The organism is Microcoleus sp. A006_D1 (assembly GCF_036702805.1).
Taxonomy (GTDB): Bacteria; Cyanobacteriota; Cyanobacteriia; order Cyanobacteriales; family Microcoleaceae; genus Microcoleus.
Window position 1 is genome coordinate 13,659 of record NZ_JAUBVZ010000019.1, and the last position, 16,130, is coordinate 29,788.

Annotated in this window: 13 protein-coding genes and 2 tRNA genes; 12 read left to right on the forward strand and 3 right to left on the reverse strand. The window is 44.5% G+C overall.

Annotated features, from left to right (window positions below):
- Positions 1-254 precede the first annotated feature (254 nt).
- From QUB68_RS25200 to QUB68_RS25210, 3 genes are all read left to right on the forward strand, one after another.
- Positions 255-1,106, forward strand: coding sequence for an ABC transporter ATP-binding protein (locus QUB68_RS25200; RefSeq protein ID WP_332997596.1), 852 nt, complete (start codon positions 255-257; stop codon positions 1,104-1,106).
- Between the two features lie 229 nt (positions 1,107-1,335).
- Entirely contained in the window at positions 1,336-1,851 is a 516-nt protein-coding gene (gene scpB / locus QUB68_RS25205) for an SMC-Scp complex subunit ScpB (RefSeq protein WP_332997597.1), read from the forward strand.
- 42 nt (positions 1,852-1,893) lie between these two features.
- Positions 1,894-2,241 carry a DUF760 domain-containing protein gene (locus QUB68_RS25210; RefSeq protein ID WP_332997599.1) on the forward strand — a complete coding sequence of 116 codons (348 nt, stop codon included), beginning with the start codon at positions 1,894-1,896 and terminating at the stop codon, positions 2,239-2,241.
- A 784-nt stretch (positions 2,242-3,025) separates the two neighbouring features.
- Here QUB68_RS25210 and QUB68_RS25215 read toward each other — a convergent pair.
- The 3 genes from QUB68_RS25215 to QUB68_RS25225 form a co-directional block, all read right to left on the reverse strand.
- On the reverse strand, positions 3,026-4,243 hold the full coding sequence (locus tag QUB68_RS25215) for an HhoA/HhoB/HtrA family serine endopeptidase (RefSeq protein ID WP_332997601.1): 1,218 nt from the start codon (positions 4,241-4,243) through the stop codon (positions 3,026-3,028).
- Between the two features lie 627 nt (positions 4,244-4,870).
- Positions 4,871-4,942: transfer RNA gene (locus QUB68_RS25220), tRNA-Thr, on the reverse strand.
- 70 nt (positions 4,943-5,012) lie between these two features.
- Positions 5,013-5,097 (reverse strand) — tRNA-Tyr (locus QUB68_RS25225).
- An 817-nt stretch (positions 5,098-5,914) separates the two neighbouring features.
- Between QUB68_RS25225 and QUB68_RS30015 the strand changes: the two genes are divergently transcribed.
- The 9 genes from QUB68_RS30015 to QUB68_RS25265 all read left to right on the forward strand — a co-directional run bounded on the left by QUB68_RS30015 (position 5,915) and on the right by QUB68_RS25265 (position 15,854).
- A complete protein-coding gene (locus tag QUB68_RS30015; RefSeq protein ID WP_442923123.1) occupies positions 5,915-6,157 on the forward strand; it encodes a VIT1/CCC1 transporter family protein in 243 nt (80 codons plus the stop codon).
- Positions 6,063-6,263: a hypothetical protein gene (locus QUB68_RS25230; protein ID WP_332997603.1), complete on the forward strand. Its 201-nt coding sequence runs from the start codon at positions 6,063-6,065 to the stop codon at positions 6,261-6,263. The genes QUB68_RS30015 and QUB68_RS25230 overlap by 95 nt, the downstream gene beginning before the upstream one ends.
- An 87-nt stretch (positions 6,264-6,350) precedes the next feature.
- Positions 6,351-8,666: an NACHT domain-containing protein gene (locus QUB68_RS25235; RefSeq protein ID WP_332997605.1), complete on the forward strand. Its 2,316-nt coding sequence runs from the start codon at positions 6,351-6,353 to the stop codon at positions 8,664-8,666.
- A 340-nt stretch (positions 8,667-9,006) separates the two neighbouring features.
- Complete coding sequence (locus tag QUB68_RS25240; RefSeq protein ID WP_332997607.1) at positions 9,007-9,213, forward strand: hypothetical protein; 207 nt, start codon at positions 9,007-9,009, stop codon at positions 9,211-9,213.
- A gap of 55 nt (positions 9,214-9,268) precedes the next feature.
- Entirely contained in the window at positions 9,269-9,595 is a 327-nt protein-coding gene (locus QUB68_RS25245) for a hypothetical protein (RefSeq protein WP_332997609.1), read from the forward strand.
- Between the two features lie 336 nt (positions 9,596-9,931).
- A complete protein-coding gene (locus tag QUB68_RS25250; protein WP_332997611.1) occupies positions 9,932-10,393 on the forward strand; it encodes a pyridoxamine 5'-phosphate oxidase family protein in 462 nt (153 codons plus the stop codon).
- Positions 10,394-10,629: 236 nt separating this feature from the next.
- Positions 10,630-13,146, forward strand: a complete 2,517-nt coding sequence (gene mgtA / locus QUB68_RS25255; RefSeq protein ID WP_332997613.1) for a magnesium-translocating P-type ATPase — start codon at positions 10,630-10,632, stop codon at positions 13,144-13,146.
- 637 nt (positions 13,147-13,783) lie between these two features.
- Positions 13,784-15,085: a hypothetical protein gene (locus tag QUB68_RS25260; protein ID WP_332997615.1), complete on the forward strand. Its 1,302-nt coding sequence runs from the start codon at positions 13,784-13,786 to the stop codon at positions 15,083-15,085.
- Between the two features lie 145 nt (positions 15,086-15,230).
- The gene (locus QUB68_RS25265) at positions 15,231-15,854 is read left to right on the forward strand and encodes an alpha/beta fold hydrolase (RefSeq protein WP_332997617.1); all 624 of its coding nucleotides are present in this window, start codon (positions 15,231-15,233) and stop codon (positions 15,852-15,854) included.
- Positions 15,855-16,130: the final 276 nt, after the last annotated feature.

Genomic DNA, 16,130 nt, shown 5'->3' on the forward strand with positions numbered 1-16,130 from the left:
CGCTCACAAAAGTCGTGCCCAAATACCAGAGAAACTCGGGTGTTATTCTATCAGTACCATCGATCGCACCAGGCTTCTGCATCCAGGAATGATATAGTTTGCCGTAACATCCGAATCATCTTTTTCTGAGTTTAGTGCCGTCCCGCTCGCAAGCGGTTATCGCGAACGAGACTATAGTATAATTTCGATACTATGGGGTTTGATATGACTGAAAATAAAGACCATTATTTACACCAAAATATACCGAAATACCTATGACTGCCGCTGTTTCCCTGCAAAACGCCTGCAAAATATACAACAAAATCCCCGTTGTAAATGACCTTTCCTTCACAATTGAAGCCGGAGAAATGTTCGGTCTCCTGGGCCCCAACGGTGCTGGGAAATCGACGACAATTCGGATGCTGACTACGCTGACAAAACCCAGCAGCGGTCAAATTCAGGTAGCTGGATATGACGTGATGCGCCAAAGCTTGGAAGTGAAACAGTCCATCGGTGTTGTACTGCAACAAACCAGCGTTGATACTGAGCTTTCCGTCTGGGAAAATATGGAGTTTCACGGGCGGATGCACCACATTCCAAATCCGAAGCGGCAACAGTTGATTAAACAGTGGTTGGGATATGTAGAATTAGCAGAAAGGCGAGATGATTTAGTAAAAACTTTGTCGGGTGGAATGAAGCGGAGGTTGCAAATTGCCAGAGCACTTTTGCATGAGCCGGAAATCTTGTTTTTGGATGAACCGACTGTAGGGTTAGACCCGCAAACGCGCCGCCGGTTGTGGGAAATTATTCTAGATTTGAATAAGCAGGGAATGACGATGCTGTTGACTACGCATTATATGGATGAAGTTGAGTATTTGTGCGATCGCATCGGGATTATGGATGGCGGTAAGTTAATTAAACTGGGAACGTTGGCGCAATTGCGGCAGGAACACGGTCAAGGGTTGGTGATGAAGCAAATTGGCGATCGCTGGGAATACAAGTTTTTCCCGACTCTGGAAGAAGCTAATTTTTATCTGGATGCCAAAGATGATAAGACTGGGATGATGGTTCGTGCTTCTAATTTAGAGGATATTTTTGTAGAATTGACTGGCAGACAGTTAGATTGAGCGATCGCTAATTGCTAAATAGACTCGGCGATTGAAATCGCTACTACTAGATTGATCGATCGCTAATTGCTAAATAGACTCGGCGATTGAAATCGCTACTACACAAACGAAGTCCGCCTCCGCGGACTAGGAAACAGAGTAGGATTTGGTATAAATCCTTCCGACTTATTTTCTAGATAACTAAATCATTCTCACTTCAACGTCTTAATTCCCAATTACTAATTCCTAAATGACTCGCTTAGCCACAACAATAGAAGCTATACTTTACCTCAAAGGTCAGCCGGTGTCGATCGCAGAAATTGCTGAGATTGCCAAGTGCGATCGATCTGAAGCCGAAGACGCCATCATCGAACTCATGTCTGACTCTTCCCACCGCGACAGTGCATTAGAAGTCGTCGAAACCCCAACGGGATACAGCCTGCAACTGAGAGACGAGTTTGCGAGTTTAATGCAAACTTTAATACCTCCCGAATTAGGTGTTGGGGCTTTGCGGACGCTGGCGGCGATCGCCCTCAAAGGCGGCATCGCGCAGCCAGATTTAGTTAATTTGAGGGGTTCAGGAGCTTACCAACAGGTGCAGGAACTGGTAGAAATGGGTTTCGTGCGGAAACGGAAGCCAACGGATGGGCGATCGTACTGGCTACAAGTTACCGATAAATTTCACCGGTACTTTCAAGTAGACCAACTGCCCAAACAATTGCAAATTGACTTTCAGGCAAATTTGTACCCAAGCAATGAGGAGTAGTTTGAAGTAGAATGTAGCAAGCCAGAAATTAAGAATCGCCAAATGGTTTTTCACCCTGACTTTGACCGGGACAATGCCCAACAAACCGCAGTCAATCCACTTCTGAAGTACCTCCAACACCAATCCCCGGAGGTTCTAGCCCGCATCGCCAAGTCCGCCAGCCCTGAAATCAGAGAAATTATCTCTCATAACGTTCAAGGACTTGTCGGCGTCTTGCCTTCGGACAATTTTAACGTTGAGATTACCACTGACCGCGAAAACTTAGCAGGTTTGCTAGCTTCAGCGATGATGACAGGCTATTTTCTGAGGCAAATGGAGCAGAGGATGCAGCTAGAAGAAAATTTAGCAAGCACCAGCTCGATTAAACCAAAATCTCCCAAAGATCAGTAAAAAGATCAACGGGTTGGGGAAGCGAGAAAGATGAAAGTTGTTGAAAAAATAAACATTCCTGGACAGACAGGGAATTAAGAAACCGGGTTTTGATCCTATATTCCTCGCGATACACGGAGGATTTTGGTAGAAAAACCCGGTTTTTGCGTCCAGAACTAAGTAGTTGTACAGAATTAATTACATCAAGTCTCACCTAAAAGCCTTGTCAGCGTCAAAAGCCTCTTTGTAACTAATCTTGTTTGATTGCCGATCGTCAAAGGCATTCGCCTTGAGAACTCAGAATACATAATTATTTTGGTTCCTCAAAGCTGAGTTTTAAATCCTCTCTAGGAAAAGTGAGCGCAATTGCGCTCACTTTTCCTAGAAAAAAAATCAACTCTCTCCCACAGCAGGAACCTCGCCCCGGTAGTTGTACAGAATTAATTACATAAAATCTCACCTGAAAGCTTTGTCAGCGTCAAAATCCTTTGTGTAGTTAATCTTGTCCGATTACTGCTCCTCAAAGGCAGAAGCATTTAGGACTCAGAATACATAATTATTTTGGTTCCTCAAAGCTGAGTTTTAAATCCTCTCTAGGAAAAATGAGCGCAATTGCGCTCATTTTTCCTAGAAAACAAATCAACTCTGTCCCAGAGCCGGAATCTCGCCCGATCAGTAGTTGTACAGAATTAATTACATAAAATCTCACCTGAAAGCTTTGTCAGCGTCAAAATCTTTTGTGTAATTAGTTTTGTCCGATTATCGATCGAGCATCTGGTGCATCTTTCAACCTCCACCGTGGCAACTAACCACCCGCGGGGCTACCGGATAGGGGAAAAGCACCCGGACGTACTTTCAGTTTCTGAACTTGACCCAAACGGTTAATTTCCACTTCGAGTTCTTTGCCGACAGATGTGTTTTCCACCCGTTCTTGCACGTCTCCAGGAGTGTTGACCGCAATTCCGTCAACTTTTTGAATGACATCTCCGGCCCGCAGGTCGGCTTTTTGAGCGGGGGAATTTTCCATGACTCGCGTCACGGCTACGCCTTGATCGATCGTAATTTTATTATCGAGCTGTTTGTTAACTTCTGCCTTGGTGGCGGGAGTCAAGCTGAGCATTTGAATGCCGAGATAGGGATGTTCGGCTTTCCCTTTGGCGAATAACTGATCGGCAACTCGTTTTGCGGTTTCAATCGGAATTGCAAATCCCAAGCCTTGAGCGTCGGCGCGAATGGCAGTATTGATGCCAATTACTTCGCCTTGGTCGTTGAGTAGCGGGCCGCCTGAATTGCCGGGGTTGATGGCGGCGTCGGTTTGGATGAAGCGGACTCGTTTGTCGGGGATGCCGACTTGGGAACTGGTTCTACCCGTGGCGCTGATAATGCCTACAGTCACGGTATTGTCGAGACCTAAAGGATTGCCGATCGCGATCGCCCACTGTCCCGGTACAATATTGTCCGATCGCCCCAAAGCCACTTGCGGCAGTTCCTTGCCATTAATTTTCACAACAGCAACATCCGTCAGCGGATCGACTCCCTGCACCTTACCCTCAAACTCGCGCCCATCTTTGAGCGTTACCTTAACAGTATCCGTCCCAGAGACGACGTGAGCATTAGTCACGATGCGGCCATCAGCAGTGAGAATAAACCCCGAACCGGTACCGCGCTTGATGCGTTCTTCCGGCTGCGGCAAATTGTCCCCAAAAAACCTGCGAAACAAAGGATTTTTGAAAGCTTCGGGCACTTGATTCGTCACCTTAGTCGATGCGTCAATCCGCACGACAGCGGGGCCGACTTTTTCGGCTGCTTCTGCAATAAAATTGGGATTGCTGCGATCGACTGGGCGATTGGACTGAACAGGAGGAGACGCATAGGGTGGGATTTGCTGGCGCACCACGGGCAAAACCAATCCGGTTTCCAGATTGTTTGAGCCTTGCAGATAGCGATTCCCCAACCATCCGATGCCTCCCCCGATCGACAGCAAAGTCACATAAAGCGTCAACTGCTTAAAAGATAAACTCATATTTAACAACTCCCGCTGAATACCTCATCCCCGCAAACACGATCGGCATCAAGCATTTTTGTCTTGGCGACGGTTCGGAAGCGGGGCGGGGCGTACCGCTTCCTCTCCTAACATAGCTAGGGGCATCACGGGCAAAAATTGCCTGATTTGCCAAGAGGGACAAAAACTAATAATTCTCATCGTAACTTGGCTTAGCCTGGGATTTACAAGTCACGGGCCGGGCTCAAGCTTTCAAATAGGCGCTTTCACTATGCTATATAGTTGTCAATTGCCCGAAATGAATACTTTTTTTGTACGTAATGACTTTTAAACGTTGATTTCTGGTGATTTCTGCACTCCTCAAGGTCGATCGCCCCCGCCCAGAAAACGCCGGCAAATCTTCCTCTCGGTGCGCCTCGATCCTAGTTGCGACTGTTTTCTTTCCGGCGATGTGTCGATCGGGCCGCCACACTAAAAAACCCTAGGAACAACCTACGGGAACGAGACATAAATTTTAAGCTTAAGGGCGGTTATGCCGATTTTTTTTCGTGAGACTCACAGACGAGATCAGCGAAAAATGAGTGGCAACCGTTAACCGGAGATTGAGTGAGATTCCTAAATGGCGTAACCATAAGGGTTAGAAAACTAAGCCCGTGATGGGATTTGAACCCATGACTTCCTCCTTACCAAGGAGGTACTCTACCCCTGAGTTACACGGGCATAAAAATTAAAAATGTTAAATTAAAATTTTTGACTTTTAATTTTTAACTTTTAACTTTTATTTAAAGTGTGGTGGGCCGGGCTGGATTTGAACCAGCGTAGGCGTAGCCAGCGGATTTACAGTCCGCCCCCATTAACCGCTCGGGCACCGACCCATTTGTACCCACAGTTAAATAACTTAGCACCTTCATCTTTATTTTGCAACATACATTTAAAATTTTAATCATTAAGAGTGGAACACATAAGCCAGTTAGGGGTACACAGGAAAATCGAACACTGTTTCGCCAAACTCAAGCAGTATCGCGCCATTGCCACGCGCCATCACAAACGGGCTGTAGTTATAGCAAGCGCGCCCGGTGGTTAGGAGATTCTGAGTTACCAGAAAGAATTGGTTTAAAGCCCCAAGCCTTAAAGGCGAGAAATTAAAAGAAAACTATTCATTACTCCAATCCTCTTCCTTTTAGGTAGAGGTCGCACTCCGAAGTCAACTGTCAACTGTCAATTGTCAACTGTCAACTGAATGAAAAAACCCGCTTATTCTATTCCCTTCTTTCCCTAGTTTTTAGTCTCGACGCTCTAGTCCCTCGCTATATCTGGTTGATTTGAGGACACGCCCGAAACTCCTGACTTTAATTTCAGCAGAATGAGATTAATTTAAACGTTTTTTCAACTCAAAATGACCGATTAGTTGAGCAAATCAAATCTCTTTCAACCTCACGATTGTATAATTTTATGCAGCTATTTATGAGTTAACGAATCTGAATGACGAGGAAGATTGAGGTAGGTTTTAGTTGTCAAGAATTGGCAACAAGATATAACGGTAAAAACTAATTTTATACATCTCTAACCTTTGGTAGAGTCGAAATAGCAAGCACCTCTATATTATTATGGACAAGTAAATATTTTTGCCGTTTTTCTACTAAAGTTACTATTTTATTCGACTTCAAAATCTATGGAAAAATAATTTCATACATGATTGTTGGGATGTCAGATGGGCTGACAGTAAGCTTTTCAGTAGCAGCAGGTCGATGTGCGTTAGCGTTAGCGAAAAGGATCGCCCTGGTTGGAGGGTTAGCCGAACTAGGGGCTGGTAGCATTTTTATGAGAATCAGAGGCGAGCTTGCGTGCCAAACTCCAGCGACAACAGCCGGAAATTCGGGAAGACAAGGGCACAGAAAAGTCAAACATCAAGGTAATGCTGTTACTGGAAGTTAAACAGGGAAAGGCTGATCTCCCTGGCGTTGACACAATCCTATTTCGCTCTTGGTGTTTGAGAAACCAATTTATCGGCGTGGGATTTTGGATCGTTTCACCGAGGTAAAAAGCATACAACTCGGTGAAGAGTCCGTAAAATATCAGATATTTATACAAGTTTTAATTTTGAGTCTTAATATGAGGTTGTTATTTTATGGTAAAACGATCGCTCCAAGCATCCTCTTCTGGAATTCAACAGGCGAAAGCAGCGTTTGCCATCAAGGGCTGGACTCAGGACAATCTAGCCGGAGAAGTCAACTTAAAGACTCGTCAGCCAATTGGGCGATTTTTCACAGGCAAATCGGTCGATCGCCAGACTTTTTTAGGCATTTGTACCATACTTGATTTAGATTGGCGAGAAATTGCCGACAATCCGCCTGCGGAATTTCCAGAACCCGTAGATACAGCCGAGACAGCCTCTGGGAATATTGACAGTTTAGTGCAAGTTGTGCGATCGCAATATCACGACACAATTCAAAACCAGTGCGGCATCTTGCAATTACTCGACATCAGCCGTCCAGTCAGCATTGATGACATCTACGTCGATGTCAACATTTTAGAAGAGATAGCCAGCCAACAGTGGTTTGAAATTGCCGACTTGCAAAACTTGAAGCCCGGTGAATTTGAGCGCGTCGGCTTAGGCGCAGTTGACCAAAAACAAATACCAGGAATGCAAGCCGTCGAAACCTACTCCAAACTCAGGGTACTAGGTAAACCAGGAGTCGGCAAAACCACCTTTTTGAAACATCTAGCCATTCTGTGCAACCGGGGCAAATTTGCCGCCCATCAAGTGCCAGTTTTCATCGCCCTGAGAGATTTTGCCGAAGAATCCAGAGATGATAACAAATTTAGCTTCCTAAATTACATTCATCAGGCATTTCTCACATCAGGTATTCCCAATCCGTCTGTAATTGAAACTTTACTCAAAGCCGGTAGAGTTTTGCTATTGCTAGATGGCATGGATGAAGTGCTCAACCAAGACATTACAGCAGTTCTGAAAGAAATTCGCAAATTCTCAGAAAAATATCATAAAAACCAGTTCGTCGCCACCTGCCGCACCGCCGCGCAAAAACTGCAACTGCAAGGCTTTACCGATGTGGAAATTGCCCCCTTTACCGAGGCTCAAATTACCACCTTCGCGCAAAAGTGGTTTGTGGAATTTGCCAAAAGCAACCCTGAATCGGGGGAAGCACAGTCTATGGAGTTTATGCGCAAATTGGACTTGCCGGAAAACTGGCAGTTTCGCCAACTGGTAGTCACACCCATGTTTCTGCATCTTGCTTGCTGGGTGTTTCACGGTCAAGACAAATTTCCGACTAAACGGACGGAGTTTTACAAGCAAGGACTGGATTTGCTGCTGGGTAAATGGGATGAAGCTAAAGGAGTCGAACGCGATGACGTGTACCGAGGGTTTTTATTACCTCAAAAACTGAGGCTGCTGAGTCAGTTGGCGGCAGTCACCTTTGAAGACGGACAGTATTTTTTTGAGCAACGGATCATCGAACAATACATTGGGGATTATTTGCGGAATTTGCCAGGTGCGACATTGTTGGAACCAGAGGAACTCCAACTCGAAAGCGAAGCCGTACTTAAATCTATCGAGGCTCAACATGGGTTGCTTACAGAACGGGCGCGAGGAATTTTTTCGTTTTCCTATCTAGCATTTCAAGAATATTTCACGGCTCGAAAAATTGTTGCCAGTCACAATCTGGGAGGATTAGAGCAAGCGCTGTCCGGGTTGGTCAGTCACATAACTGACCCGCACTGGCGCGAAGTCTTCTTGCTAACGACTGCGATGTTGCGTAGTGCAGATTCGCTGGTGCAGTTGATGAAGCAGCAGATTGATGTATTAGTTGCTCAAGACCCTTATTTGCAAGAATTTTTGCTGTGGGCAAGTCAAAAATCGCAGATGATTCCTACAGAGCCCAAAGTTGCCACTTCACGAGCATTTTACTTGGCGCTTGCCCAAAGCCCTCATACAGCGGCTCACTTTGCGTTAGCGTGTACCCTCGATCAAGGGATGTTTTTAGATACGGCGTTAGATAATTTGCTGCTGGAATGTGCGGTTAATCACAGTCAGGATTTTGCCTGTGCCAAGGCTTGTAGTGAGGCACTCAACAATATTCTGGTGACGGTTCTGGATGCTGGATTTTATAAGTCTTTGCAACAATTGAGAGACGAATTGCCATCTGCGAGTCAAAACCGAGAATGGCTGGATGACTGGTGGCAGAAAAACTATTCTGCCTGGGTGGAACAATTGAGGGAGACGATCGCCCATTACCGCAATATTAACCATACATGGGAGTTTAGTCCAGCTCAACAGCAAGTGCTGGAATCCTACTACAATGCCAATCAACTTCTGCTCGATTGTCTGCACAGCAATTGTGAAGTGACAGCCGCCATCCGACAGGAAATCGAAGCGACTTTATTGCTGCCTCAGCAGGAACTGGAAGCTAGGGAATGGCAATAAATTCTGAATTGATACAGATTTATGTAAAGAATTATTAAGTATTCACTCAATTAATACAAATCAAACATCTGTCAATACTAGACTTGAAACGTCAATTGCCTATAATTCTTAGAAGATAACTCACTTTTAGGAACAAAAATTTAATAACTTAAACCACGACTACAGTCCTCTCTCCTATAATCTGGGAAGTAAAAGGAGGCAGAGCCTCCGGATCTGCGTTACCAGGCAGAGCGAAAGTAACAAGCAAGTCGCTTAAGTTATTAAATTGCCATTCCTTAGCTACCTGTAAAAGCTTTGTGGGAAAAAACGGCACGTTAAGTCGATCGACTCAGGATATAAGATGAAGACTTTATTGAGTAATGCAATCCCATTGTCAAGGCACTCAAAAGCCGATCGCACCCAGCAGATTTTAGACACACCAGCGATCGAGTGCGGCATGAACAGCCGTCATACTTGTCTGTGCTGTTCTACTGTTTTAGTCCGACATATGCGATCGGGAAGGATTTACTGGCGCTGTGGCTGTTGTCATGCAGATATGCCCGCTTAATCAACGCCGACAAGCAATAGTTTTCGGACTCAGCAATCATAAATTAGAGGTAAAAATGTCATTCGAGCTAATCAATTTAACATTGCCAGCAGTAGTGCGAGAAATTGGCGAAGTCTTAGATGACTACCCAGAACATCCCTATCAGTCAGCTTTTTCGATGCCTGAATTTCGGCAAAAGCTGATTGCTCACGTTCTCAGCCAAGTTCCCAACCATTACACGATCGCCGGAGAAACAGTACCGGTGAGAAAACTCGGTGCTCCACACCGTTCTCCTTTAGCGGAGCGAATGTACCGAGAAACGGTGATTCGGGGGGGCATTTTGCACATTATGAGAGAAAATGCCGATCGATTGAATCATATGTTTGAGCAACAAAGGGCTTAGAGTTTAGTATTGGCTCCGCTGCACGCTGGGAGCATCTCTTTCGGAGTGTGAAAAGCATTTTCAATGCTCACAATAAAATTCGTTAGTAGTGAGGACTAAGAACCCGCTAGACGAGGAATTTAGTCCTCCACAGACCGCTGTTTGACGACTAGGCCCTGATCCCCCCTAACCCCCTTAAAAAGGGGGGGACAGGATTCCGATCGAAGTCCCCATTTTTAAGGGGAATTTAGGGGGATCTGGACTCGGAGCAAAGCTAGATTTTTCGGAGTTTTTGCTATCGCAGCCAACACATTTGCAATCAAGTCAATTGACTGAATATTGAAAAGGAGAATAGTGATGTTAGATATTGATGAAATGGGACAAAAAGAAATTCAAGAGTTTCTACAACAAGTAGGATACGGTCATCTTGGTTATATACACGAAGGAAAACCCTACGTGATGCCAATGCACTATTATTTCAAGGATTCCGATATCTACCTGTTTACAACCGAAGGTATGAAGACTCATGACATAAACATGAATCCAGAAGTCTGCTTACAGGTAGAGCAAATTCACGATCCGCTGCATTGGCGGAGCGTGATTGTGAGTGGCAGAGCCGATCGCCTAACCGAGCAGCAAGAAATCGATGGAGCGATGGAATTAGTCAAAGGGCAAAATCCCACACTTTCGCCTGCGATCAATCGAACTTGGATCGACTCTTGGGGACGTGCAGAGGTAATAGCCATCTACCGCATCTCTGGGGGCGAAATGACCGGACGCACGACTGATGGGCCAAGCAGTCGAGCAGCATCGAGTTGATTGCTTAATTCAACTGATACTACGGGTATTAGATCGAACTCGGCGGTTGAAACCGCGTCTACACAAACAAAGTCGGCCTGCGCCGACGGTCGAATAAAGGGAGTCGGAAACCCTGATTTGGTATCAGATCGGCTGATAGTACCAAGCGAGACGTTCATGGTGGGAAGTGTGGCCGCTGCGGCTGCCTATGGATTGGCACGGTTGCTGGCCGGAAATCAGAAGTTAGAGAATAAACAATGAATTCACAACTTTCTACGTTTTGGAGCTTACCTGCCGATCGGGTGCTGGCTCAGGTGAAGTCTACAACCGCAGGCTTAAGCAGCCAGGATGCTAAACAACACCTGAGCGAATACGGTGCGAACAGCCTGAAACAAAAACATAAATCGAACTCACTGACGCTGTTGCTCAACCAGTTCAAAAGTCCGATTATTTTGATTCTGATTTTTGCCGCCGTGCTGTCAATATTTCTTAAGGATGCGGCAGATGCGATCATCATTTTGGCGATCGTCCTAATTAGCGGCTTACTAGGATTTTGGCAAGAACGGGGAGCGACAAATGCTGTTGAGAAACTCCTGGCATTGGTGCAAGTAAAAGCCACGGTTTTGCGGGATGGTAAATCTCAAGAAATCCCCAATGAACAGGTGGTTCCGGGTGACATTGTGATACTTAATGCTGGCGATAGCATTCCCGGTGACTGCCTGATTCTGGAGTCGAAAGATTTGTCGGTGAATGAAGCGGCGCTGACTGGAGAAACCTATCCGGCTGATAAACTCAGCGGCGTTTTGCCTGCTGAAACCGATCTGGGCAAGCGCACTAACATCCTTTATATGGGCACTAATGTTATCAGCGGTACTGGCAAAGCAGTGGTGGTGCATACCGGAAAGGAGACTGAGTTTGGTAAGGTATCGGAACGATTGAAACTTAGGCCGCCGGAAACTGAATTTGAAGCGGGACTTAGCAAGTTTGGCTACTTTCTGATGGAGGTGACGCTAATTTTGGTTGTCCTGATTTTTGCCGCCAATGTTTACCTAAAACGCCCAGTTTTGGAATCATTCTTATTTTCCCTAGCGCTGGCGGTTGGGCTAACTCCTCAACTTCTGCCTGCTATTGTCAGCCTCAATTTGTCTCGCGGCGCTAAGCAAATGGCGGCAAAGCAGGTGATTGTGAAGCGGTTGGCTGCGATCGAGAATTTTGGCAGTATGAACGTGTTTTGTACGGATAAGACGGGTACGCTGACGGAAGGGGAGGTAAAAATTCACTCGGCGGTTGATGTGGATGGCAAGGAGAGCGATCGGGTTTTGCTCTACGCTTATTTGAATGCTGCGTCTGAATCTGGCTATGTAAATGCGATCGACAAAGCGATTCGCCAGCACAAAACATTCGACATTTCAGGCTATCAAAAGCTCGATGAAGTGCCCTACGATTTCAACCGTAAACGCTTAAGCATCCTGTTTAAACAAGAGAATACGCATCTGATTGTCACCAAAGGAGCCCTCAAGAATATTCTGGATGTCTGCTCAACGGTAGAGACTGGTGACGGAATTGCGATCGACATGGCAGCAGGGCGGCAGCAAATCGAGCAACGCGCTGAAGAATTGGGCAGCAAAGGATTTCGAGTATTGGGAGTTGCTTACCGCAATTTTGACCGCGATTCCTTCAGTAAAGACGATGAAACGAACATGACATTTCTAGGCTATCTGGCGCTGTTTGATCCGCCGAAACCAGGCATTGCTGACACCCTCAAAGATTTGGTAGCCCTGGGCATCACTCCGAAGATGATTACGGGCGATAGTCGGGCTGTTGCCATCAGTATCATTCAACAGGTAGGACTACCCGAGCCAAAGGTTTTGACTGGTGCAGAACTGCAAAAACTCAGTGATGAAGCGCTACTGCATCGTGTTGGAGAAACAAATGTCTTTGCTGAAGTTGAGCCGAATCAAAAAGAGCGGATCATCATCGCGCTCAAAAAAGCGGGGAATGTAGTTGGCTATCTGGGAGACGGTATTAACGATGCTTCTGCGCTTCATGCTGCCGATGTGGGAATTTCCGTTGAGAGTGCGGTTGATGTGGCGAAGGAAGCAGCCGACATTGTGCTGATGGAAAAAAACCTAAATGTCTTGGTTGAGGGTGTGAAGGAAGGACGAATCACGTTTGCTAATACGCTGAAATACGTGTTTATGGCAACCAGCGCTAATTTCGGCAATATGTTCAGCATGGCAGGCATTTCTCTGTTTTTACCGTTTTTGCCGCTACTGCCCAGTCAGATTTTACTCACAAACCTATTGACTGATTTTCCTGAAATGACGATCGCCACCGATCGCGTAGACAAGGAATTGGTAAACAAACCCCGCCGCATGGATATCAAGTTTATCCGCAAATTTATGTTGGTGTTTGGTTTACTCAGTTCAGTCTTTGATTATCTGACGTTTGGAGCATTGATATTTCTGCTGCACGCCAACCCCGCGCAATTCCGAACTGGTTGGTTTATGGAATCGGTGATTTCTGCATCCATAATTGTGCTGGTGATTCGGACGCGGCAGTCGATTCTCACGAGCAAGCCGGGAAAGTATCTGCTGATGTCAACGATCGCGATCGTCATGATCGCACTATTTCTTCCCTATACTCCGCTTGCAAGTTTACTGGGATTCCAATCCTTGCCGCTCGAATTCCTGTTGGTGCTAGCGGCAATTGTCGGACTTTACATCCTCAGTGCAGAAACTGTGAAACGAGTTTTTTATCAACACGTACAATAGACTTGAATTGCCTATTTTTTTGATTGATAGATCGACCGCAGATATCAGGGAGATGAACGCAGATTAACGAAGATGCAATTTCAAGAATTGAGAGCGAATGTAATTTAAGTCTAATCTGTGAAAATCTTCTCTAGCTATCCAGAGGCAGAGAATGCTCTCACTTAAGTGGGAGATGCTGAATTCGCAATGAATCAGCTATTTATCATTGCAAAAAATGCCGATCGCCTGAATCATAGCAAAGTGAAATTGTATCACTGATTCGCTATCGCTCAACTTGTTTCTGGTTCGTTTTCATCCCGTCACCCACCTGAGTACAGGTAGGGTGCGGGACTTCCCACTCACATTCAGTTAAAATCAATACTTCGGACAGTTTTTTAACTGCCCTGTAAGCCTTACGGAGGAAGCCCTGCCATTTTTAACGAATTTTCTGAAACTTAGCGCTGGACTTAAACATTGAAAAAATAGTCCAGCATATAGCCAGCAATGGTTTGGGACACTCGACTAGATATAAAACTGTCCGAAGTATTGTTAAAATAAGAATTGAACCGCAGTTGTGGGATAATACATAGTTAGGCATACAAAGCGATCCAAGTGTTTCCAGTAATGAGGTCGCGACAAATAAATATTGAGAATTTAAATGCAATTCACGGAAAATGAGTTTAGAGATTACCTTTTTAATCATCACAAAGAATCGATTTCAGAATTGATTGTTGGGCGGCGCGAACCTGTAAGTTGGCAAGGTGACGAATTCCCCCCGTTAAGTTTTTTATTACAACAAATAGCCGAACAAAAAATAAACAAAATTTTAGATGGGCTTGAGTCGCTAGTGATTATCGCCCAAGAGTTACGGCTTGAAAAAACTGGCGATTCGACGACACGAGTTGATCTTTTTGGTAATTCGGAAACCAATGGACTAACAATTATTGAGTTAAAGAAATCTAAACAGACTGAACGACAGGCTTATACTGAACTTCTCGCCTACGCAAATCATTTTTGTTCTATTTTTCCAGGTATAACAGAAGGTGTAATAAATTCGGTTTTGATCGCTCCAATGGAAACTAGAACTGTCAGAGATGCTTTTGCTCAAGAGATACTCGCTAATGACAAGTTTGCAGTTGCATTAATACCCAAACAAGATGAGGGAAAAATAACTTTATCTGTCTATTATCCAGACAAATCCTATTATCAATGGTTTCAGAATAACCTGCTAGACGACAGATCAATGCTTACGGTAGCTATTTCGTTTCCAATAATTGATGGCTGGATAGATATTGACCAAGAAACTGGCGATCGTAACATCCCCGATTATTCAAAAGTAGCATTAAATACGATTTCAAATACGATTTCATACCAATTGGAGGCTGGTGGGTATCATTCACTCGTTTATGCTTCTCAGAATTGGGGAGAAATTGCGAAATTATTACCATACCCGAATACTATATATGTAGTAGTCATCAATCCATTTGCATCATTTCGCAGTGGCATTAATAACCAAAAAGTTTCTGGTGAATCTGCTCTGGGTAGGCTAGCTGAAATTCAAGAAATTTACGATCAATTGGATGAAGATAAGAGAGAGTTTTGGATCGAAAGTCTGGAGTCAAACTTTCACGACTTTGTGATACGTACTGTGAGGGAGGAGTTTGAACGGTGCTTTAGAAACACTGACCAATCAAGTTTCCAAAGCGAGATATCCATCCCAGATTGGTATGGACTGAAAACAAGCATGATTGACTCCGTGTTCACTCACAATCTAGATATATATCTAAGCGGGTTACTGAGAAAGATTTACATGAGCTATGTCGATTACATGTATAACAAGAAAGAAGACGATTTCTATTATAGTGATGATCTACCCAAGTATTCTTACGATACGCTGAGGGATTTTCTGCCAGTGTGGGAGATACTAAGAGGTCTTGGTTTGGGCAAAGAGAATGCCTAACAACCGTGTTGCAGCGGAACGTAGCAGGCTACTTCATTAAGTTGCGGAGGCTATTTTTGTCCGCTGAACACAACCGTTAGAAAGATTGGTTGTACGAGGACTATCTATAAAAAATAGCAATTTTTAGTTAAGGATTGAGGCAATCATGGTGATAATGCCTTTAGTCGTTTTGTTTCTATTACTTGCAGGATTTGTTGTCTTGCAAATTAATAGCGCAGGAAAGCCAAAACCTTATTTAGGTGAAGATGGTAAAGTATTGCCGAACAGCATTTCCGAAAAAGGTTTTGTTGACATCAACGGCGGAAGACTTGGTTTCTTTATCAAGGGGAAAACCCTGAATAACCCTGTTTTGCTCTATCTACATGGAGGAATGCCAGACTATTTTTTCACAGATAAATATCCAACAGGACTACATGACATATTCACTATTGTATGGTTTGAACAACGTGGGGCTGGGCTTTCCTATGCCGCAAGATACAAGGATAGAGAAATCACCATTGATGATTTGATTTCTGACACGAAGGAAATTACGAATTATCTAAGGAATCGATTCGCTCAATACAAAATCTACTTAATGGCTCACTCAGGTGGGTCTTACCTTGGTATTAAGACAATTGCAAAATATCCTGAACTCTATGCTGCCTATATTGGTGTATGTCAGATATCTTTCCAAAAACGGTCTGAGAAGAAAGCCTATGATTATATTATTGAAGAATATAAGAATGGTTCAAAATTAATGTTTCAATCGATCGCCTATAGCAAACTTTAACGGTCAAGTCATCGACATTTTCTGCTTGCCAAAGTAGTTCGCCGATCGCATTTTCACGATCTATGGTGGCTTGCTGATAGTTGCGCTTCTGATTCTTGTGATTAGATTGTTGAGTTGATGGGCAATCAGAATATCCGCCTACAGATACATATATATATATGATGCGATCGCTATTCTAGATGATATCCTAACGCGCAGAGAAGCGCATCAATAAAAAAATGCCGTAGTTGTGATCGTTTCCTCTGTGGTAGTTCTTTTAACCAAAAGCTTTTAACC